The organism is Clostridium thermopalmarium DSM 5974 (genome assembly GCF_002995795.1).
GTDB lineage: Bacteria > Bacillota > Clostridia > Clostridiales > Clostridiaceae > Clostridium_H > Clostridium_H thermopalmarium.
Window position 1 is genome coordinate 184,777 of the sequence record NZ_PVXN01000053.1, and the last position, 20,976, is coordinate 205,752.

At 31.2% G+C, this 20,976-nt stretch carries 28 protein-coding genes; 27 read left to right on the plus strand and 1 reads right to left on the minus strand.

What is annotated here, in order from left to right; genetic code table 11:
• Position 1: 1 nt before the first annotated feature.
• From CPAL_RS10055 to CPAL_RS10170, 27 genes are all read left to right on the plus strand, one after another.
• Positions 2-433, plus strand: a complete 432-nt coding sequence (locus CPAL_RS10055) for a phage tail tube protein (RefSeq protein WP_106024546.1) — start codon at positions 2-4, stop codon at positions 431-433.
• 38 nt (positions 434-471) lie between these two features.
• Positions 472-888: a phage tail assembly chaperone gene (locus tag CPAL_RS10060; protein ID WP_106024547.1), complete on the plus strand. Its 417-nt coding sequence runs from the start codon at positions 472-474 to the stop codon at positions 886-888.
• Positions 889-914: 26 nt separating this feature from the next.
• Positions 915-1,091 carry a hypothetical protein gene (locus CPAL_RS13925; RefSeq protein ID WP_165815323.1) on the plus strand — a complete coding sequence of 59 codons (177 nt, stop codon included), beginning with the start codon at positions 915-917 and terminating at the stop codon, positions 1,089-1,091.
• Between the two features lie 21 nt (positions 1,092-1,112).
• Positions 1,113-1,670, plus strand: coding sequence for a hypothetical protein (locus CPAL_RS10065; RefSeq protein WP_106024548.1), 558 nt, complete (start codon positions 1,113-1,115; stop codon positions 1,668-1,670).
• A gap of 62 nt (positions 1,671-1,732) precedes the next feature.
• Complete coding sequence (locus CPAL_RS10070) at positions 1,733-3,919, plus strand: phage tail tape measure protein (RefSeq protein ID WP_106024549.1); 2,187 nt, start codon at positions 1,733-1,735, stop codon at positions 3,917-3,919.
• 11 nt (positions 3,920-3,930) lie between these two features.
• On the plus strand, positions 3,931-4,566 hold the full coding sequence (locus CPAL_RS10075) for a LysM peptidoglycan-binding domain-containing protein (RefSeq protein ID WP_106024550.1): 636 nt from the start codon (positions 3,931-3,933) through the stop codon (positions 4,564-4,566).
• Positions 4,563-5,573 (plus strand): XkdQ/YqbQ family protein, encoded by a 1,011-nt coding sequence (locus CPAL_RS10080; protein WP_242976308.1) that lies wholly within the window; start codon positions 4,563-4,565, stop codon positions 5,571-5,573. The genes CPAL_RS10075 and CPAL_RS10080 overlap by 4 nt, the downstream gene beginning before the upstream one ends.
• Positions 5,574-5,575: 2 nt before the next feature.
• Positions 5,576-5,884: a DUF2577 domain-containing protein gene (locus CPAL_RS10085; protein WP_106024551.1), complete on the plus strand. Its 309-nt coding sequence runs from the start codon at positions 5,576-5,578 to the stop codon at positions 5,882-5,884.
• Positions 5,881-6,318, plus strand: coding sequence for a DUF2634 domain-containing protein (locus CPAL_RS10090; protein ID WP_106024552.1), 438 nt, complete (start codon positions 5,881-5,883; stop codon positions 6,316-6,318). The genes CPAL_RS10085 and CPAL_RS10090 overlap by 4 nt, the downstream gene beginning before the upstream one ends.
• Positions 6,311-7,372 (plus strand): baseplate J/gp47 family protein, encoded by a 1,062-nt coding sequence (locus CPAL_RS10095; RefSeq protein ID WP_106024553.1) that lies wholly within the window; start codon positions 6,311-6,313, stop codon positions 7,370-7,372. The genes CPAL_RS10090 and CPAL_RS10095 overlap by 8 nt, the downstream gene beginning before the upstream one ends.
• Positions 7,373-8,824, plus strand: coding sequence for a hypothetical protein (locus tag CPAL_RS10100; RefSeq protein ID WP_106024554.1), 1,452 nt, complete (start codon positions 7,373-7,375; stop codon positions 8,822-8,824). It begins immediately after the preceding gene.
• A 3-nt stretch (positions 8,825-8,827) separates the two neighbouring features.
• A complete protein-coding gene (locus tag CPAL_RS10105; RefSeq protein ID WP_106024602.1) occupies positions 8,828-9,442 on the plus strand; it encodes a YmfQ family protein in 615 nt (204 codons plus the stop codon).
• A 16-nt stretch (positions 9,443-9,458) separates the two neighbouring features.
• Positions 9,459-11,054: a hypothetical protein gene (locus tag CPAL_RS10110; RefSeq protein WP_106024555.1), complete on the plus strand. Its 1,596-nt coding sequence runs from the start codon at positions 9,459-9,461 to the stop codon at positions 11,052-11,054.
• Positions 11,055-11,078: 24 nt separating this feature from the next.
• The gene (locus CPAL_RS10115; protein WP_106024556.1) at positions 11,079-11,486 is read left to right on the plus strand and encodes a hypothetical protein; all 408 of its coding nucleotides are present in this window, start codon (positions 11,079-11,081) and stop codon (positions 11,484-11,486) included.
• Between the two features lie 3 nt (positions 11,487-11,489).
• Positions 11,490-11,639 carry a hypothetical protein gene (locus tag CPAL_RS13930; protein ID WP_165815324.1) on the plus strand — a complete coding sequence of 50 codons (150 nt, stop codon included), beginning with the start codon at positions 11,490-11,492 and terminating at the stop codon, positions 11,637-11,639.
• Positions 11,640-11,718: 79 nt separating this feature from the next.
• Positions 11,719-12,135 (plus strand): phage holin family protein, encoded by a 417-nt coding sequence (locus CPAL_RS10120; protein ID WP_106024557.1) that lies wholly within the window; start codon positions 11,719-11,721, stop codon positions 12,133-12,135.
• A 3-nt stretch (positions 12,136-12,138) separates the two neighbouring features.
• The gene (locus CPAL_RS10125) at positions 12,139-12,834 is read left to right on the plus strand and encodes an N-acetylmuramoyl-L-alanine amidase (RefSeq protein ID WP_106024558.1); all 696 of its coding nucleotides are present in this window, start codon (positions 12,139-12,141) and stop codon (positions 12,832-12,834) included.
• A 369-nt stretch (positions 12,835-13,203) separates the two neighbouring features.
• Entirely contained in the window at positions 13,204-13,647 is a 444-nt protein-coding gene (locus CPAL_RS10130) for a DUF6932 family protein (RefSeq protein ID WP_106024559.1), read from the plus strand.
• A complete protein-coding gene (locus CPAL_RS10135) occupies positions 13,644-14,600 on the plus strand; it encodes a hypothetical protein (protein WP_106024560.1) in 957 nt (318 codons plus the stop codon). The genes CPAL_RS10130 and CPAL_RS10135 overlap by 4 nt, the downstream gene beginning before the upstream one ends.
• 539 nt (positions 14,601-15,139) lie before the next feature.
• On the plus strand, positions 15,140-15,352 hold the full coding sequence (locus CPAL_RS10140; protein ID WP_106024561.1) for a MerR family transcriptional regulator: 213 nt from the start codon (positions 15,140-15,142) through the stop codon (positions 15,350-15,352).
• Between the two features lie 268 nt (positions 15,353-15,620).
• Positions 15,621-15,770: a hypothetical protein gene (locus CPAL_RS13935; RefSeq protein WP_165815325.1), complete on the plus strand. Its 150-nt coding sequence runs from the start codon at positions 15,621-15,623 to the stop codon at positions 15,768-15,770.
• Positions 15,771-16,063: 293 nt separating this feature from the next.
• Complete coding sequence (locus CPAL_RS10145) at positions 16,064-16,885, plus strand: nitroreductase family protein (RefSeq protein WP_061857961.1); 822 nt, start codon at positions 16,064-16,066, stop codon at positions 16,883-16,885.
• 153 nt (positions 16,886-17,038) lie between these two features.
• The gene (locus tag CPAL_RS10150) at positions 17,039-17,584 is read left to right on the plus strand and encodes a chromate transporter (protein ID WP_061857960.1); all 546 of its coding nucleotides are present in this window, start codon (positions 17,039-17,041) and stop codon (positions 17,582-17,584) included.
• Positions 17,581-18,099, plus strand: coding sequence for a chromate transporter (locus CPAL_RS10155; RefSeq protein WP_061857959.1), 519 nt, complete (start codon positions 17,581-17,583; stop codon positions 18,097-18,099). Before CPAL_RS10150 ends, CPAL_RS10155 begins: the two co-directional genes overlap by 4 nt.
• A 185-nt stretch (positions 18,100-18,284) precedes the next feature.
• Positions 18,285-18,680 (plus strand): zinc ribbon domain-containing protein, encoded by a 396-nt coding sequence (locus CPAL_RS10160; RefSeq protein WP_061857958.1) that lies wholly within the window; start codon positions 18,285-18,287, stop codon positions 18,678-18,680.
• A 97-nt stretch (positions 18,681-18,777) separates the two neighbouring features.
• On the plus strand, positions 18,778-19,314 hold the full coding sequence (locus tag CPAL_RS10165) for an SLAP domain-containing protein (RefSeq protein ID WP_061857957.1): 537 nt from the start codon (positions 18,778-18,780) through the stop codon (positions 19,312-19,314).
• A gap of 23 nt (positions 19,315-19,337) precedes the next feature.
• Positions 19,338-20,318 carry an NAD(P)/FAD-dependent oxidoreductase gene (locus tag CPAL_RS10170; protein ID WP_061857956.1) on the plus strand — a complete coding sequence of 327 codons (981 nt, stop codon included), beginning with the start codon at positions 19,338-19,340 and terminating at the stop codon, positions 20,316-20,318.
• A gap of 29 nt (positions 20,319-20,347) precedes the next feature.
• Here the strand turns inward: CPAL_RS10170 and CPAL_RS10175 are convergent, their stop codons facing one another.
• The gene (locus CPAL_RS10175) at positions 20,348-20,971 is read right to left on the minus strand and encodes a RusA family crossover junction endodeoxyribonuclease (RefSeq protein WP_106024562.1); all 624 of its coding nucleotides are present in this window, start codon (positions 20,969-20,971) and stop codon (positions 20,348-20,350) included.
• Positions 20,972-20,976: the final 5 nt, after the last annotated feature.

Genomic DNA, 20,976 nt, shown 5'->3' on the forward strand with positions numbered 1-20,976 from the left:
AATGGCATATGATGCACAAAAAACTATATCCGGTACTCAGGGTGAATGCTGGTTAGATGGAGAATATTTAGACAATGCCACAGGCTTGCAGGCTAAAGTTAAACTCATAAAAGAAGAAGTTAAAATGTGCAAAGTTATGGGTAAAAAATATAAGGTTGTAGGCTTTGAAGGCAGTGGTACATTAAAATTAAATAAAACTAACTCTAGAATGCTTTTAAAACTAGCTAATAAATTAAAGGAAGGTAAGAGTGTAGTCTGCACCATAGTATCAAAATTAGATGACCCTGATGTGGTTGGTGCAGAGCGTGTGGCAATAAAGGATGCAACCTTTGATGAATTTGACTTAGTGAATTGGGAAGCTAAAAAGATACTTGAGGAGAGTATTCCCTTCACATTCTCTGAATACGAAATTTATGATTGGATACAGCCATAATATTCTATGGCTGATTTTAAATTTAAGGAGGAATATCAATGGCTAATAATGTTATGGATTTATTACTAAAATCAGATACAAGTAAGGTGAAACTACCTACAAAAAAGGTTAAAATACAAAGCTTATCAGAGGCATTTGGAGAAGACGTTATATTTACAATCCAGGCAATAGGAATTGAAAAATATAATGAAATTCAAGAGGCTGGGGTAACTGTAGATGAAGATGCTCTTAGTGATATAGATTATAATAAAATTCAATTGCTTACAGTTTTAGAAGGAGTTAAGGAGCCAAATCTAAAATCAAAAGAGCTTATGGAGCATTTTAAAGCACATACTCCTATAGAGCTGCTTCAAAGAATGTTTTTAGGTAAACCAGGAGAAATTGCAACCTTATACAATCATATAAATGAGTTGTGTGGTTTTGGTAAAAATGCGGTTGAAGAAATAAAAAACTAATAAATTCTGATGGTGAAGTAAACACCATGTATTACCTTTTTAAAACTAAAAGGTTAATTAAGCCATCAGAATATTGGAATTTAGGACTAGGGGACAAATTAGTATTAAGAGCTTTCGTTGAGAAAGAGATAGAGGAAAGAACTCGCAAGGAATTAGCATTACAAAGAAAAGAAATACCAATATTTAGTGTGGATGTAGTATAATAACACTAGGAGGTTGATGTTATGAAAAAAATATTTATAGCAGTGCTTAGTGTTATTATGGCTATGTCTTTAGTAGCTTGTGAGAAGAAAAAGGAAGTTGTAAAAGGCAATGATAAGGTCAATCAAGAACAAGAAGTTAAAAAAGAAGGAAAAATAGATTTAAGTAAAATAGAATTAAATAAAGGGAATGTAGAAAAGCTAATAAAACAAATATTAGGAGCTAATAAGATTAGGGCTGTTACTGTTAATGATTCAGATATAAGTATTAAATTATTTCAAGAGCCTGAGGATGAAAAGCAATTTTTAATACACACTTCTAATTATTTTATTGATATTGTTAGTGAGTTATTTAAAAATAAAAAAGTTGAAAATATAGAGTTTATAGTAGACTCTATATTTGATACTAAACAGAATGAAAAAGTAGAATCTAGAGCTATTGCCTATACAATAACTAGAGAAAAATATAATAAATTTAATTGGGAAGATATTAAGCTACAAGTATATTCTGAACCTAAAATATTGTATGATTTACTAGACTCAGCGGCAGTACATCCATCAATTATAAATAATATTAAATAAAATAACACCTTAAGATACACCTTAGGGTGTTATTTTTATTGTCTTAAAAGGTGGTGAGGCATATGGCTGATGAAGAAAGACTTGGTGCTCGTATTGAGTTTAATACAAATAACTATATGGCTTCTATGCAACAAATCATAAGTCAAACAAATGATTTCAGACAATCTGTACAGCGTGCTAGAGAAACTATGGAACATGCAGCAAGAACTCGAGTAGAGGCTAGAATTAGAGTAGATAATACTCAAGCCACACGAAGCACCAGAGAAGTTAGAGACAACTTAAGAAGATTACATGAAAATAGACCTATAACAATTGCAGCAAGGGATATGACCAGACAGAAATTTAGAAATATACTTAGCACTTTAGGAAATTTAACTGGAAGACCCCACAGAGTTGTTTTAAATGCAATAGATAAAACTAAAAGAGTAATGTCTAGTATAAAAAACAGCATATTCAACCTTAAAAATCTAGCTGCAGGGATTGTTTTTGGAGCTACTGCTAAGTTTGCCTTTGATAATACAGTGGGTGCTGGAGCGAAACTAGAGCAGGAAGAAGTAGCGATGAAACACTTTATAGGTTTTCAGAATAAAGGGAAAAAAGGTTTTGATGTAAACAAGGCCACTCAGGAATACATTGCACAGTTAAGGCATAATGCTAATGTTACCCCGTTTGGTACAAATGAGGTTATAGCTGCAGGACGTAGAGCTGTAAACATAATGCAAGGTGATACAAAACAAGCTATGGAGCTTGTAAAGCTTGCTGAAAACATGGCTGCACTTAATCCTGGTAAAACTGTTATGGATGCAATGGAAGCTTTGGCAGATTTAAAGCAAGGCGAAGCTGAAAGAATGAATGAATTCGGCTTTAAATTTAGCGCTGATGATTTTGTCGAAGCTTCAGGAGCTGCAAAGAAGAAAGATAAAAAAGGTAAGGAAAAGAAAATGAAAATGTCTGACCTTACTGATGATCAATTTACAACTGCTTATAACAGTATTGTAAAAAATAAATTAAATCCATTCTTTGCTGGCGGAGCTGAAAAACTTGCAAAAACTGCTGCAGGACAGTGGTCAACAACAACGGGTCTGATGCAAAGTATGGGCTCAGATATTGGTAAAGCATTTCTTCCTCCAATAAATAAAGTTTTAGCACAAGTAAATAAAAGGTTTGAAAGCTTTTCTCAATCTAAGGCATTTGGAACTATAAAAAAACAAGTCGAAAGTTTTGCAAACTCTCAAGGTCAGAAGTTTTTAAAATGGTTTGATGACTTAGAAAAACATCCTGAAAAGATAGAAAAAGGCTTTAATAATGTTAAAAATACTTTAAAAGGCATAGGTAATGTATTAAAGACAGTTGGAAAATTAGCTAAAGAGGCCTATAACTTTGTAAAACCACTTTTAAATTTTGCAAATAAAAATCCTAAAGCAGCACTAGGAATATTAGCAGGATTAAAGTTCGGTCCAGGAATTATGAAAACTATATTACATGCACCTAAAAATATAAGGAAACTAAAGCAGGAACTTTCAGAATTAAAAACAGCTTTAGGATTTTTAAAAGCTGCTTCCAAAAATAACTTTAAGGCAATTGGAGGTATATTTAAGGGTATAGGTAAATTTACAGGTAAAGGTATAGGCAAGGGACTTATGTCTATACTTAAAGTTTTTAAAATTGTAGGAAAGGGAATAATCAAAACTGCAGCAAGAGTTTTCACATTCTTAGCAGCTAATCCAGTGGTTTTAATAATAGTAGCTATAATAGGTGTTTGTATATTACTTTACCAGGCATGGAAACATAATTGGGGTGGTATTAGAGACAAGACAAAGGCAGTAATAAATTTCATTAAACCTAAAATAGAGAGCATTAAAGAAACTTTTCAACATGTTAAAGAGAAGTGCTCTGAATTTGCAGAAAGTGTTAAAAAGAAATGGGAGGAACTAAAGGAGTTCTTCAAACATCCTATCAAAGGAACTATTGAGTTAGCCAAAAAAGGTGCTGGTTGGATTAAAGATAAGCTTGATGGAAGTCATGCTACAGGGCTGTCAAATGTACCTTACAATGGATATCTAGCAGAGCTGCATGAAGGTGAAAGAGTTCTTACAGCTCAAGAAAATAGAAGTTTTAAAGAAGGTTTTGGAGGAGTTCACATTGCAAAATTAGCTGATAGTATAGTTGTAAGAGAAGATGCTGACATTGATAAAATAGCAGATGCTCTTGTAAAAAAATTAAAAAAGACCAGCTTTAATATGGCTTAGGGGGTGTTATAGTGGAATTTTGGTTTTTACAAAATAAAGACAAGCTACAACTTCCAGTACCTCCAGCTGAGTTTGATGTTAGTGTTGGGAATATGAATGAAACCATAGTAGTAGAGAATGTTGGTGAGGTTAATTTGTTAGGTAAGTCAAGGCTTGCTACTATTTCCTTATCATCATTTTTTCCTGCTCAAGTATATGATTTTTGCCAGTACACAAATTTTCCTAAACCATACGAATGTGTTGCTTTAATAGAAAAATTTAGGAAGTTAGGACAAGTAAGAGTACTTATAACTGAAAGTAATGTAAACCAAATTTTTTATATTGAGGATTTTACTTATGGAGAGAGAGATGGAACGGGAGATGTTTATTTTACTATAAATTTAAAGGAATATAGGAAAGTTGTGGCCAAGTCTGTTAATACATCCAAAGCAAGTAATGGTGGAAAATCTAAAGTAGTAACGAATAAACCAAGACCTGCAACTAAAAAACCATCTGTAGGTCGAAAGTATACAGTTAAAAAAGGGGATAGTCTATGGAATATAGCAAAACGCTACTATGGTAATGGGATGAAATATAAGGATATAGCAAGTAGAAATAACATAAAAAATCCCAACCTTATTTATCCAGGACAGGTGTTAGTCTTATGATAGAAGCATGGATAATGTATAAAAATAAAAATGGATACTGGAAAGAAAATGCTACAAATTTACTTAAAACAATAATTATAAGTGGCAGTAAAGATGAAGTTGCTCGTAAACTTGAAGCAACCTTTTTTTATAGCATTTTTGACCGAAATCACGAAAATGTTCAAATAGGAGTAGGTTCAAAGATATGGATTGTACTAGATGGAAAAGAGATTTTTAGAGGAATAGTATGGGACAGAGAGTTAAATTCACATCAGGAATTAGTTATTACAGCATATGATTACTTAGTTTATCTTCTAAAATCTACTGTCACTTATAATTTTAAGAACATATTGGCAGAGGATGCCGTAAAAAAAATTATAACTGAATTGGGCTTACAATATGGAAATATACCTAAAATAGGAATAAGAATTAGTAGGCTTATACAGGATAAAACAGCATATGAGGCAGTAATGGAAGTGCTTACTCAAGTATCTAAGCAGAATGGAAAACAGTATATTCCTGTGTGTGATGGTACTAAAGTTTCAATTATCGAAAAAGGAGTTATTGTAGTTGACTATGAATTGACATGTATAAATGCATTTCAAAAGGATAATGATGTTGGAAATGTATTAAATACAAGTTACAAAGATACTATGAAAAACATGGTCGGAAGAGTAAAGATATATGATGATAAGGGTAATTATATATCTAAAGTGGAGAATCCTGGTCTTTTTGAGTACTATGGAATAATTCAAAAGACATATCAAACAGAAAAGGATAAGAATCCTCTTCAAGTGGCTAGAAACATGCTTCATGGTATTGATAATGAATGTAGTATAGAAGCTATAGGAAACTGGAGTTGTAGGACAGGATATGCTATTAAAACTAAAATATTTTATATAGATGCACTTCAAAATGGACTACTTTTTATTGATGGAGATACTCATACTTGGGAAGTTGGAAGTAATAAGTACACTATGACACTAGATTTAAAATTTGAAAATAAAATGGATGTAAAGGAGGATTAAATATGAAGGATCCTTATGTTGAGTTTATAAATTTAATGAAGGATAGGGGAGCAGATAAAAATCCTCCCAGTATACAAATAGGGCAAATGGTTAGTGCTAATATTCTCAAAATAGGAGAGCTGCAGCTAACAAGTGATGATTTTTATGTAGCTGATTATTTAAAAGAAAATTATAAAAGAAATTTAGAGGTAGATGGCTCTACTAGAGAATATATAACTAAAGATGGATTAAAAGCCGGTGATACCGTGGCAGTACTAGCGACGGAGGATAGGCAGACATTCATAGTGTTATGTAAGGTGGATAAGCCATGAGTACTATATTTCCTAATGAAGATATTTTAGACCAGGCTATAAAAGAAACAGTTCATGACAGAGAAGAGTTGCCTCTATTTAAAGAATATGCTTGGGATTTTGATAAAAATAAATTTATTTTAGAGAATGGTAAGTTTAAAGTAGTTGAAGGAAATGAAGCTCTTAAAGTATGGATATGGAAGGCATTAAAAACTGAAAGATATAGATACTTAGCTTATAGTTGGAATTATGGACATGAATTGGATTCACTCGTAGGAAAAGGACTAAGCAATGCAGCATTAAAGCTAGAGGTTGAACGTTATATAAAAGAGGCTCTTTTAATAAATCCTTACTTAAAAGATATATATAATTTAAATATTACAATTGAGGGAGCTAAACTAGATATTGCTTTTACAGTTTCTACTGTTTATGGGGAGATGAATGTAAGTGTATAGTGAAGATAGTAAAGATATACTAAATAGAATGTTAGATAAAGTGCCTAATGATTTAAATAAATTAGAAGGCTCTTTTTTATTCGATGCGTTATCTCCTATTAGTTGTGAGCTAGCTGAAGCTAAAATACAGCTTGATGAGATACTTAATAGAGTATTTGCTGTAACCGCAGCCAAATATGGTTACAGTGAAGAATTAGATAAAAAAGCAGAAGAATATGGAATATATAGGAAAGGCGGCACAAAAGCTACAGGGGAAATTATATTTGATGGAGTAGATAATACGGTTATTCCAAAAGGAACTATTGTTCAAACTAGCAACGGTTTGCAATTTGAAACTACAGAAGAAAAGATAATAATAAATGGAAGTGCTACTGTTAAAATAGAAGCAATGGAAATAGGAGAAAAATACAATGTGCCATCCGGAACTATTACTCAACTGCCTATACAGTTAGTTGGGATTAGAAGTATAAATAATATTAATCCTACTACGGGAGGAACTGAAAATGAATCAGACGCAGAACTGCTACAAAGATTACTTTTAAAAATTCAATCTCCTGTAACTTCAGGTAACCCTAATCATTATAAACAATGGGCTTTAGAGGTAGATGGAGTTGGAAAAGTTAAAGTATTTCCTTTATATGATGGTAACGGGACAGTAAAAATAGTATTAATTGATAGCAATAAAAAGGCACCATCTGAGGAATTAATAAATAATGTTTTTAATCATATAGAAGATGTTAGACCTATAGGACCTAAAATAACTGTTGTTGGTGGTATAGAAAAACAAATTAATATAACATCAAAGGTCATATTGGCCAATGGATTTAATATAGGCCAAGTACAAGAAGAATTTATAAAATTACTAGACGAATACTTAAAAGATATAGCTTTTGAACTATCATATGTGAGTATAGCAAGAATAGGAAATCTGCTTCTTAATACTCCTGGAGTTTTAGATTATACAGAACTAAAGATAAATAACTTCTCGGTAAATGTTGGACTATCGGATGAAGAAATACCTGTACTTGGAACAGTCAGTTTGGAGGTGCAATAATTGTACCCAGAAAGTATAGATAAGTTTACAGAAAAATTAAATAAACTAGATGGCAATACCTATGTAATCGAAGAAGAGGTAACATTCACTGATGGAGCATATGAAGATGAACTGCAGCATGATAATGTATCTAATACAAGTGTAAGAGTTTATACAGGAAGTAAGTTGACAGGAGATAGAATAGATAATTTTATACTTTCTACTCCAAGTGAAACTCCATGGAAAAGAGTTATTAAGATATTTGCTGATGTTCCTAAAGCATATATCACTTACGAAACTCAAGGAGATACAGTTGAAGCTGACGATATAAATAAAGTACAAGAAAGTATAGTGAATACTCAAAAAGAAGTAGACAGATATAAAGATGCTAATGATTTAGAGATAAGCAACCTAAAGAATAGGGCAACTATACTTGAAAATAATAAAGCTGAGAAAACATATGTAGATACAGAATTAAATAAAAGGTACTTAAAAGAACAGGTATTTACTAAAGAGGAAGTTTTACAGAAGATACAAGATATTATAGGTACCGCTCCTGAAGCTCTAGATACATTACAAGAGATAGCAGAAGCATTAAATAATGACGCAAACTTTGCTGGAACAATTACTAATGAATTAAGTAAAAAAGTTGATAAAATAGAAGGAAAACAATTAAGCACAGAAGACTATACTACAGCTGAAAAAAATAAGTTAGCTGGGATAGCTGATGGGGCAAATAAATATATTCATCCTTCAACACATCCAGCTACTATAATTGTAGAGGATAGTGCTCATAGATTTACTACAGATACTGAGAAAAATAATTGGAATGATGCGAACAGTAAAAAACATACGCATTCTAATAAGGCTGTACTCGATATTATAACTCAAACACTTGTAGATGCTTGGAACAGTGCTGTATCTCATATAAGTGATACTATTAAGCATATAACCAGTGATGAGAGAACCTTATGGAATACAGTAACTAATAAATCTGATATAGGACATACACATGACGATAGATATTATACAGAGGATGAAATAAATTCTAAGTTTGTAAGTAAATCAGAGCTTGGTGATGCTGGCTATGGAGATATGCTTAAAAGCATTTACGACACTAACGGCGATGGTATTGTAGATAAAGCCGAAAAATTAACTAATGCAATAACAATATCAAATTATGATACTTTAAAACCAGATTTGGTAGCACAAGGAACTATAACACCTATTAGAGCATCAAATGCTGCTAATTCGCCTTGGAATAATACAACATCGGGATTTTTAATACAAAGTAATGATAGAGATAGTTTCCATATCTTAATATTTAGAAGTGGAGGAGATGGATGGGCGTATAGAAGCTATTATCAAGGTAACTGGAGCAGTTGGAAAATTTGGTCGACAACAGACCATAATCATAATACTCAATACCTGCCTAAGGGTGGAGTAACCTGGAATGATTTAAAGGGGGTGTAGGTGTTGTATGGAACTATAAAATATGGTACTAGCCAATATGGTAATAATTTTACAGTATCAGATGAAGAAATTGAATTATATAGACCAGACTTATTAGCCTATTTACCTCCTATTTTACGAGAAATAAAAGAATTTAAAGTATGGAATGATGTAGTAGGATATGAATTAGCATTGCTAAAGTGGCAAATGAAAGACGTACTTAAGCAATGTTTTATTGATACTGCTACATGGGGATTAAGTTTATGGGAAAAAGAGTTTGGAATTGACACAGATATAAGTAAGAGCTATGAAGAAAGAAGAGAAATTCTTAAAGCTAAAAAAAGAGGCCATGGAACTGTAACTAAAAAATTAATAAAAGAAACAGCAGAAGCTTTCAGCGGTGGAGAAGTAGATATTATAGAACACCATGAAAGCTATTCTTTTACAGTACAATTTATAGGTGTTAAGGGTATTCCAAAGAATTTAGCAAGCTTTAAAGATATGCTAGACACTATAAAGCCAGCACACTTGGCGTATGATTTTAAATACACTTACACAGTTTGGGATTTTATAGAGGGTAATTTAACATGGAATGATGCAAAACTTAAAACATGGAATGACTTAAAAATTTATGAATAGAGGAGAGTGAGATGATATGAAAACAACAGCTAATTATGGATTAAAAAAGCCAGAGGGGACAGATGTAGTTAATATTGAGGACCTTAATTATAATGCGGATATCATTGATACGCAGATTAAAAGTTTAAATGATAAAAAAATAGATTATGGAACAGCGAGTGGGACTAATACCTACACTGTAACTATAACAGGAGCAACATTGACAGAGGGAAGAAGTTATAAAATAAAATTTACTAATGCTAATACTGGAGCAGCAACATTAAATATTAATGGTTTAGGAGCTAAGAGTATCCTAAAATCAAATGGAAATGCTTTATCTAGTGGAAACATAAAAGCAGGACAGATACTTCATCTAGTTTACACTGGTTCGGTTTTTCAATTATTGGGTGAAGGGGGTGAGTATGGTACTGCCACCGCAGATAAGGTACTAGAAGGATATACAATAGGTACAGAAAATGGAATAGTTTCTGGAACTATGCCAAATAATAGTGGTAAAATCCAAGAAGCAGTAGCCACGTATTCAGAAGAAGGGTTCGTTAGATTACGACCACCTAAAGGATACTATGATGGAGCACAGGGAAGTTCTGTAGATTGGACTGATGAAAATTTTAAAAAAGAAAATATTAAACCTGGTGTAACTATATTTGGACAAACAGGAACTTTTACAAGTGATGCTAATGCTACAGCAGGTCAAATTTTAAGCGGACAAACTGCTTATGTAAAAGGTAATAAGGTAACTGGAACCATGCCTAATAATGGTTCAAAAACATTTACTCCATCAGATAGTGTTCAAACCAGTGGCGCTGGTTACTATAGTGGTATTACAGTAAATGCTAGACCTAGTTTATCTGGAAATGCTACCACAGCTCAAGTGTTAAGTGGACAGACTTTCTATGGAAATAATTACACACGTCAAACAGGAACAATGCCTAATAATGGAGCTAAAATAATTATTCCTAGTACAACTAACCAAGCTATACCTGCGGGTTATCATAATGGTAGTGGATATGTTAAAGGTGATGCTAATTTAAAACCAGAGAATATAAAAAATGGAGTTAGTATATTTGGGGTTACGGGAACTTTAGAACCTAGACCATCTTCAGTTCACACAAGAACAGTAAGCACCACACATTCTAGTAGTCGAGGTGTACAGAATTTAACACAAACTTTTATTTCGGCACCTAATGCAAATTATATTCTTTTTATATCAGACTTGGATGCTGATAATAGACCATATAGCTATGTAGCTAATAATGCTCATGGTGCTCCTCAATCGAGTATAGGATTCTGTGATGGTACGAAATATTTTGACTTTTATGATGATTATGGTGGTTTTGGTGATTCGTATTCTTCAATGGACACTAAAATAAGGTCATTTTCTGTTTATATAGATAAAGCGAATAATAAAGCCTACACACTACTCATATATAGTCAATATATGAGTAATTATGAGGATAGCAACTTACACGCTTTTTCTATTAAACAAAGAATACTAGATATAACCGGGCTTAATCACAATTCTTTATCAATTGTGAGTCTATTAGGCTCACAGGATGAATATAACAGTTCATCCTCTGCAAAACTAGATGGTACTTTCTATTATTTTTCATAATATAGGAATTGGAGGTAGTTATAAATGATAGGAAGAAAAATTTATTATGAATTAGCAACAGGTGATGTTATATTAACAACATTAGAAAAAACAAGTGAAACTGCGATAAATACAACAAAAGAACAAGATTTTCAGATTTATGATGTACTACAAGCAAGAAGTATAGATTCTGTAGGAGTTATACAGCTAGAGTTTGGACAATATCAAGGCGAATTTCAAACAGCAAAATCATACAAAGTAAACCTAGAAACTAATGAATTAGTATTTGAATATCCAACTTATGAGCCACCACTTACAGAACAAATTGAGCGACTAAAGAGTGAAAATTTATCACTAAAGGAAGAAAATACAGCATTAAAAGAACAACAAAAAGAACTTCAAACTTCCTTGTTGGAAGCACAAAACGCAATTAATGCTTTATTGGAGGTGTAATAAATGAGTATATTATACAATTATTTTGTTAGTTGCTGGAGATTAAATCCTAATTTTAATGAAGAAAATCTTAATAATGCGGTAGCTAAAGGATTTATAACAGAGGAAGAAAAAGCAAAAATATTAAAAATCGAAAGAGAATTTTTAGAATAAAATAAGTTGTTTAATAGGCAAAGTAATGACTAGAGATAGTCTTTATTTTGCCTTATTTTATAAGAAAGAAGGGTAAAAGATGGATAAAAAAGAGGTATTCAGTACAGCTATAGCAGGAACGGGAACATTTCTAACATGGTTATTTGGGGCTTGGGATACAGCTCTAGCAATACTTGTATTATTTATAATCCTAGATTACGCAACAGGAGTAATTAGGGGCTATATAAAAAAAGAGCTTAGTTCAGATGTAGGGTTTAAGGGAATAGCAAGAAAAGCTATTATACTCGTGGTTCTAATTGTAGCTGTAGCATTGGACAGACTGCTCAATACAGGGACTTGGGTATTTAGGACATTGGTTTGTTATTTCTATATTGCTAATGAAGGATTAAGTATATTAGAGAATTGTGGTTCTTTAGGTTTACCATTACCAGCAAAGATAAAGGATGCGCTGGAGCAACTTAAAGATGGCAATAAAAAAGAGATAAAGGAGGAATAGTCCATGAAAATAGCAATTCGTGGAGGACACAATTATGGAGTACCAGGAGCTTCAGGAGTATTAGATGAGGTCGCAGAAGATAGAAAGGTTTATGCTAAGGTTATAGAATATCTTAAAAAGTTAGGTCATGAGGTATTAGACGTAACACCTAATAAAACATCTACAAGTGCTGAAGATTTATCTTTTGGAGTATCTAAAGCTAACAGATGGGGAGCAGATTATTTTTGCTCTATTCATTTTAATGCTGGAGGCGGTAGAGGTACAGAAGTTTTATATTATAATGGAAGTTCTAAGGGAAAGAGTAAGGCTGAAAAAATAGCAAATAAAATAGCGGAGTTAGGTTTTATTAACCGAGGAGCTAAGGTAGATACTAGAGGACTTTATGAATTAAGAAATACCAAAATGCCAGCTAATATAATAGAAGTATGTTTCGTGGACAGCAATGTGGATGCAGAGTTATATAGAAAAGTTGGAGTTAGTAATATTGCCAGAGCAATAGCAGAGGGAATAACTGGACAGATTATTAAAGTAGAAACTGAAGCTAAACAGAATAAATATACTGTTAATTACTGTCTAGAGTTTCAGAAGTGGTATAACAAGGTTACTCAAACAAGAGCACCGCTTACTGAAGATGGTATATACGGTCCATTAACAGAGGAGGCATTACAGAAAATTACAAATATCATAAGAGAATTTTAATTTACTCCCTGGAGAAAACCAGGGGGATTTTTTTATTTTTTGATTAGAACTAATGAATATAAATAATAACATGAATTGATAAAAAACATAAGGCTAGTTGACAAAATTGCAAAAACATAGTAATACAGTTGTAAAGTATATTTGTAAACAATATTACCATAGTGATAGGAATATTTTTATGAATAAGATGAAAATAAGTGAAATATACTTGTATAAAAAATATATTTATGGACAAAATTTTTTAATAATATAGAAAAAATTATATCATAGTATTTTAATTATTTTATTAAAATTTATATTGTTTTAGAGGAAATATGTTTACAGTGTAGAAATAGGAATATGCTACAATATATAGAAAGAGTGATAGTAATGGCTATTCCTAGTCTAAACGGACACGGTATTTTACCAGAAGGTATTTATGAATGCACAATGGAAGATATAAAAGAAAAGTTTTGTTCTATAGAGAATAAAGAACATAGATGTAAGTTATTTAAAAAGCTAGAGCAATATTTAAAAGATTTAAAGAAGTTTAATACTAAATATGAATTAATAATTGATGGGAGCTTTATAACTGATAAAAAATTTCCATCTGACATAGATTTTATTCTGGCATATGATTTTGAATATAGCCCAAAGACTAATTTCGATGATTGGCTTATGTTATTAAATGGAGATTGCGTAAAGCAAAAATACGGGTTACAAGTATTTCCAACATTTCTTGATAGTGATTTATACGATGAAACTATTGAATTTTGTAAACAAGTAAAAGAAAAGCCAGGTATAATTAAAGGGTTGTTGAGGGTGAGAATATGATAAATAGCATTGAGCAAAAAAATCAGGCTGAAAATCAAATAAAAAGATTAGAGAATATATTAATTTCTCTTAGGGAAAAATTATTGCCAGATAGAGAAAAACAATATAAAGCAATGGCTAGTAGTTATGTAAATAAAATAAGAGAGTTGAGAGAAGAAATAGATGAATTTACAGGCGTTCAACTATTTAATATACCTAAAAATGATTTAAATATCCATATAATAGGGCCTGTTATTGGATATGGTGAGGCTCCAATTAGTTTGGTATCAAAGTTTTTAGATAATTTTAGGAAAAGCATTCAAACAATATATGCAATTTTGTGTGATATAAAGATTTCAACAAATGTACCTAAGGAAGTTGCTAAAGCATGTGATTTTAATTTATTAGGATATAACAAAGGGAGTATAAATTTATCACTTGGATTACCACCTAAACAGTTAAACTTTTTTGACAGTAATAATAAAATAGATAATGCTATGGAAGTATATTTTAAAGCTATTCATTGGGCTTCAAGTGCCTTACCAAAAGAGTGTATTGATATAGATGAAAATATAAGAGATAGAGCACTAGGAAGTATATTAAGAACTCTTCCAGATGAAAAAAATATAAGTGAAATAACTTTTTCAGGAGAAGCAATAAAAAAATATGGTAAGTTAAGTATAAATAAATATGCTAAATATAGGATTAGTGAAATATTGTTAAATAAAGATATTGATGATGAAATAATAGAAGTGAAAGGCAAAATTAGAGAAGTAGATTTGGATAATTTATCTTTTACATTAAGAGATATACAAGAAAATGATTATAATATTCCGAATCAGATGAAGTGTATAATGACAGAAGCAGTAGCTGAACAACTTAAAGATTATTTAGACTCATATGCAATTATTAAGGGAATTAGAAAAGAATCTAGTAATACTATCAATGTTAAATTAGTAGACACTTTAGATTAAAATTGATCCTGGGAGCAATCCCAGTTTTTTTATTTTAAACAAAAAAAGACTGGCAAAGTGCCAGCCTTCACCACTTCCGTTGGAAATGGAATTTGATTTCTTATTAATTATATTATACTTAAATTAAAAAAAATATCAACAGAATAAAAATATTTTACAAATTCTATTGACTTTTTACGCAGGTATGTTATAATATAATTAGGAGGTGGGGAAATGGAATTTGATTTCTTATTAAAACTTCTAGGATTAATCCTCCTAGTTTTACAAATCACCGAAAAGTTAATAGATATAATAAACAAACTTTTCGATGATTGACAAAAGGGGATGAAAAATCCCCGCCTTTCCCTTATCTTAATATAAATAAAGGATGGTGTTAAAATGAATATTAAATTACTACTCAATCAAGCGTCTTTTGGAGTAAGCATAGCATTTTTAATAATAGCTTTACTTAGTAAAGATGTGCGATATATATTAATAGGAATTGTCTTGATAGTATATAGTGAAAATAAAATTAAAAAATCTAAAAAGTAGGTGAATTAATGGAACGTGAAGAACTAATAAAACTAATCCAAGAGAACACAATGGATTCCTCTGAAGTTGTTGAATACCTTGGTATATCTAAGCAGCGATTATCAGATATGAATAGAACTGGCAAGCTTGTTGCTGTTAAAAAAGGTATTTATTTAAAGGTTGACGTGGAAAAGAGAAAACAAGAACAGGGAACGTTAAGAGAAAAATATTATAAAAGATAATTATTTTACCTCAAGCTCAGGCTTGGGGTATTTTTTTATTTTTTGAAAACATATCAGCATTGTTAAAAAATTTTAAATAGCAGTGCCAAAGTGACCATAATTTTAAAATTCTAAAAAGCATATGCATAATGGGGTTACTAAAATGCACTGCCTTTTGGGTATCATGGAATAAATATTAAAAGGGTGAAATGCGAACAAATGTTCTTGTAAAATAAAAGTAAAAGTGGTAAAATGATATTAGCCACTGGGGAGTATGGGAGGTAATAAAATGTATGAAATGATGAAAGAAAAAGAAAAAACTAAAATACATAATGAAAACTTTGTAAAGGAAGATTTAGAATTAAAAGCACTAATTGAAGAAAATATCAAACTAAAGTCAATCATCATGGAATTAAAAAGATACATTAAAAGATTATAATTGGTTGCATTTTGGTTGTATTATTTTGAAAATAGATTGAAACAATTTTAAAAACTTAATTACAATAAATTTTATTAAAGCTGATATTTTCTACATTTAAGAACAGTTTAAAATGTTTAATATATAGAAATTATCGGTCTCCAAAACCATTGGTTGTGGGTTCGAGTCCTACTGCCCCTGCCATAAAAACCTGTAAACATTAATGTTTACAGGTTTTTGTTTTTTATATAAAATAAAAATGCTAAAATTTACATATAAAAAATATATTAATGAATAGAGGGAGTGAAATAAATATGATAAAAATAGATGTTGAAAAATGTATAGGATGTGGACAATGCGTTAAGGATTGTTTTCCTAATGATATAGAAATAGTATATGGAAAAGCTCATGTTAAAAATGTAGCGTGTATTAAATGCGGACATTGTATAGCTGTGTGTCCTAAAAATGCTGTATCAATAGATGAATATAGCATGGAAGATGTAAAAGAATATAATAAAGAAGAGTTTTTTATAGACGAGGATAATTTATTAAATTTTATAAAGTTTAGAAGAAGCGTAAGACAGTTTAAAGATAAAGAAGTGGAAGAAGAAAAAATTCGTAAGATTATAGAAGCTGGTAGGTTTACTCAAACGGGAAGCAATATGCAAGATGTATCTTATATAGTTGTAAGAGAAGGGCTAGAGAAGCTAAAAATATTAACATTTGATGTATTAAAAGAAATAGGAGAACAAATGTTATCTAATTTAACTCCAGAAACTATGAGATTTAAAAATTATGCACAGATGTGGATAAAAATGAGGGATTCATATGAACAAAATCCTAAAGAAAATGACAGATTATTTTTTAATGCTCCCATTGTAATAGTTGTTACAGCTAGTTCAGAAGTAAATGGAGCCTTAGCTTCTTCCAATATGGAACTTATGACTAACGCTTTAGGTCTTGGAACGGTTTTTAGCGGTTTCTTCGTAAGGGCAGCACGAAGAAGTAAAAAGATTAGGGAGTTTCTTGGAGTTGAAGAGGGGAAACAGGTTATAACATGCATGGTAATAGGATATTCGGATGTAAAGTACTTTAGAACAGTACCAAGAAAAGAAGCCAATATATCTTGGCTTTAAAAGGAACTACATTTCTAATTCATTATCATTTAAACGAGAAAGTGGTCAAAAATAAAATAGAATTTACTGCTGTATAAGTGGTAATATATATATATAATGTATATAATTAGATTTATAAAAAATAATATAAAGAATATATTAGGCGGTGTTTAAATGAAGAAATATTTAGAGATGTTTATTGCCTTCTTCAAGATCGGAGCTTTCACTATAGGTGGAGGATATGCTATGCTTCCTTTGATTGAAAAGGAAGTTGTAGATAGAAAAAGGTGGATAGAAAGAGAAGAGTATCTGGATATGATAGCCCTAGCTCAGTCTGCTCCTGGGCCTATAGCAGTTAATACTTCTGTGTTTGTAGGATATAAAGTAGGGGGAGTCTTAGGAGTTTTTGCAACAACTTTAGGATCAGTTTTACCATCCTTTTTAATAATTTTAATAATAGCTTCTTTCTTTACAGGTATAAAAGATAATGTTTTTGTAGAAAAAGCTTTTAAAGGAATAAGACCAGCTGTTGTAGCTCTTATTGCAGCACCAGTGATAAACATGAGTAAAAGTGCTAAAATTAATAGAAAGACCATACTTATACCTATTGTGGTGACCATCTTAGTAGCCTTTGCAAATATAACTCCTATAATAATCATAATAGTTTCAGCCTTAAGTGGTGTTTTTTACATGAGACATATAGGAGGAAATAAAGAATGATACTTTTAAGACTTTTTATTACATTTTTTAAAATAGGGCTTTTTAGCTTTGGTGGAGGATACGCTATGTTGTCAATGATACAACAAGAAGTGGTATCTATACACGAATGGGTTGGGCCTAAAGAATTTGTTGATATGGTGGCTATTTCTCAAATCACTCCAGGACCTGTTGCTATAAATATGGCTACATATGTAGGATATAAGGTAAATAGTGTGATTGGTTCTTTATTTGCAACTCTTGGAGTTATAACCCCATCTATAATAATAATGCTCATAATAACACGATTTTTTGTAAAATTTAAAAATAATAAATATGTTGAGCATGCTTTTTTAGGCTTAAGACCAGCTACAGTAGGTTTGGTAGCTGCAGCAGCTATATTAGTTGCTTATGGAGCTTTTATAGATTATAAAAGTATACTTATATTCATAGGAGCATTTATACTTTCATATAAATATAAGATAGATCCAATACTTATGACTGTAATTGCGGCAGTAGTTGGAGTAATTGTCTACTAAATCATATTATAAACAAATTGCTGCATATTTAGATACGATTTAGCACAAACAAGATGCAGAAACATATTTAAATAGAATGAAGGCAGAGGATTGCCTTCATTTTATTTTCGGATAATACTTTTTTAATTTTTAAGATTTATTATAATATATTAAATGAAATCATATTTTAATAGGGAGTTGAGTTTATGTTTTTCTTTGGAGTGTTTGGTGTTTCTACTAGGGAAAAAGAAATAAGGGAAATAAGCAATAAAATATGTAAAAAATGCGGTGCTATGACTGCATATAAGATGATAAAAACTTACAATGTGTTTCATATATTTTTTATTCCTATAATTAAGTGGGGAGAAAAGTATTTTTTAAAGTCACGATGCTGTGACACCATATTTGAGATATCGGGAGAATTAGGTAGAGAGTTAGAACAAGACGAAAAAGTGCATATAGACGATAATGAACTTCGTGAAATTTATAGCAACTATAATAATGAATTTTATAATAAAAAAGAGATAAGGTGTAGAAATTGTGGAAGTGAGGTGGATTCGTCTTTTAAATATTGCCCTAACTGCGGAGAAAAGTTAGGTTAAAAATAACCTCATGTCTCTAATAGACATAAAAAAATTGAAGTGATATAATTACACTGTTTCAAATGGTGTCATAAATCAACACTAGAGGAGAGACAATATGAAAAGGGCAATTATGTTGATATTGGTTACATTTTTACTTGTAGGATGTATGACTAATAAAGTAAGCTCTTCTAATGAGGGCATACAGCATAATAATGAACCTGCATCAAAGCCCACATTAAAAAAGCAGCAATATAGTTTTGGACCTATGGCAGACTTATCTAGAATAGATGATTCCACGAAGCAAGAACTTCAAAATTATTTAGATAAGCTGGGAGATCCACCTGCAGATAGAATAACTTTTAATGGAATAAGTGCATTTTATAATGAGGATGGTTCCCTTCTTGTGGACCTATTCATTAGAAATGGATATTCTTATTCTGTGTTTAACTTAGAAGCTACATTAGATATAATAAAAGATGGTAAGATTATTGCATCAGCACCTTTTTATTTTAATGTACAGGACTTTGGAGAACTTCCTCCGAATGTTTCAAGACCTTGGACTATATTATATTATCCTGAGGATATAAAGTTTAAGGAAAATCAACTTATGGATTTTGATATAAAGGTTAATAATCTCCAGTATGAATATTAGGCATGTAAATGGGGGGATTTTAAATGTATGAATACGATGTAGTAATAGTTGGAGGAGGACCAGCAGGGCTTGCGGCAGCTATAAGAGTTAAAGAACTTGGAATTAGCAAAATTTTGATATTAGAAAAAGAAGAATGTCTTGGAGGAACATTAAACCAATGTATACATAGCGGTTTTGGAGAAGAAATTTTTGGAGAAGAAATTACAGGTCCCGAATATGCTGAAAAATTTATAAAGCAAGTTAAAAAGATGGGAATAGAATATAAGCTGAACACTACTGTATTTGACTTTAACAGGGATAAGACAATATGGGCAGTTAATGAAGAAGATGGCATAATGGAGATAAAACCAAAGGCTGTAATTTTAGCTACAGGGTGTAGGGAAAAGCCAAGAGGAGCAATAAACATAGCAGGGAGTAAAAGTGCAGGAATATATACTGCAGGAATGGTGCAAAAGTTTGTTAATATAGAAGGATATATGCCTGGAAAGGAAATAATTATTGTAGGTTCTGGAAAGGTAGCTCTTATTATGGCAAGAAGGCTTATTTTAGAAGGAGCTAACGTTAAAGCTGTAGTAGAAGAAGCATCTACTCTTAAAGCTTCTGAAAAGTATATAGCAGAGTGTTTAGAAGATTTTAATATACCTATAAAACTATCTTATACAATAATAGGTTTAGATGGAAAAGATAGAGTTGAAGGAATAACCATTGCAAAGGTTGATGAAAATAAGAATCCAATAGAAGGAACTGAGGAATATATTCCTTGTGATACGGTACTATTATCTGTGGAAATTTCTCCAGAAAATGAGCTCGTAAAGAAAGCTAAAATTGAAATTTCTGAAGAAACAAGAGGACCTAAAGTAGATTGCAATATGGAAACAGAGTTAGAGGGAGTATATGCTTGTGGTGATTTGCTTTATGCACATGAGGAAGTAGATGAAATAACTTTAGAAGGGTATAAAGCTGCAGAAGGCGCAGCAAATTATATTAAATCAAGATTGAACTAAAATGCCTAAGGGTGTGCCCTTAGGCATTTTTAGAAGGCTTTTTTGAAACATGACTTACATATCAATGTTTTGCCTTTATTTGCAGAAATAATTTCATTGCTATTTTTTATGACTTTACCACAAATTGCACAAGTGCTATGAAATTCATCTATGGATTTAGGTTTAATATTTTTTACTCCTTGAGATTTTTTATTAGCAGGAGGTTCATATTCTATAGGTTCATCTCTGAACTCCTTTTGACCAATCTCGTAATTCATAAAATATGTACTTTCTCCAAAGAGCTCTAATTCAAATCGTGGATTTTCAGAGTCATAATATTCTTCTATTATAAGTCTTCTGATTTGAGCATCGTTTATAATAAGTCCGCTTTTTTCAATTCCATCAAAAATACTCTTAGGTATATTTGTTGTATCAGGATGTCTTTTTTTACTTTTATAATAAACCTTTAGGACTGCAATTAAGGATTCTGTAAGAAATACATTAGGATTTTGTAGCCTTGCAACGTAGGCTATCTCTTCTTCGTATAAAGCATATCTATCATGATATTTACCAGAATTATAAGGAAGAATAGATCTGCCGCTTGAATTAGAAAGCTTAAAGTTAGATTTTGAAATAGGAGAACCATTCACAACTACTTTTGCATAAGGTTTCATTTATA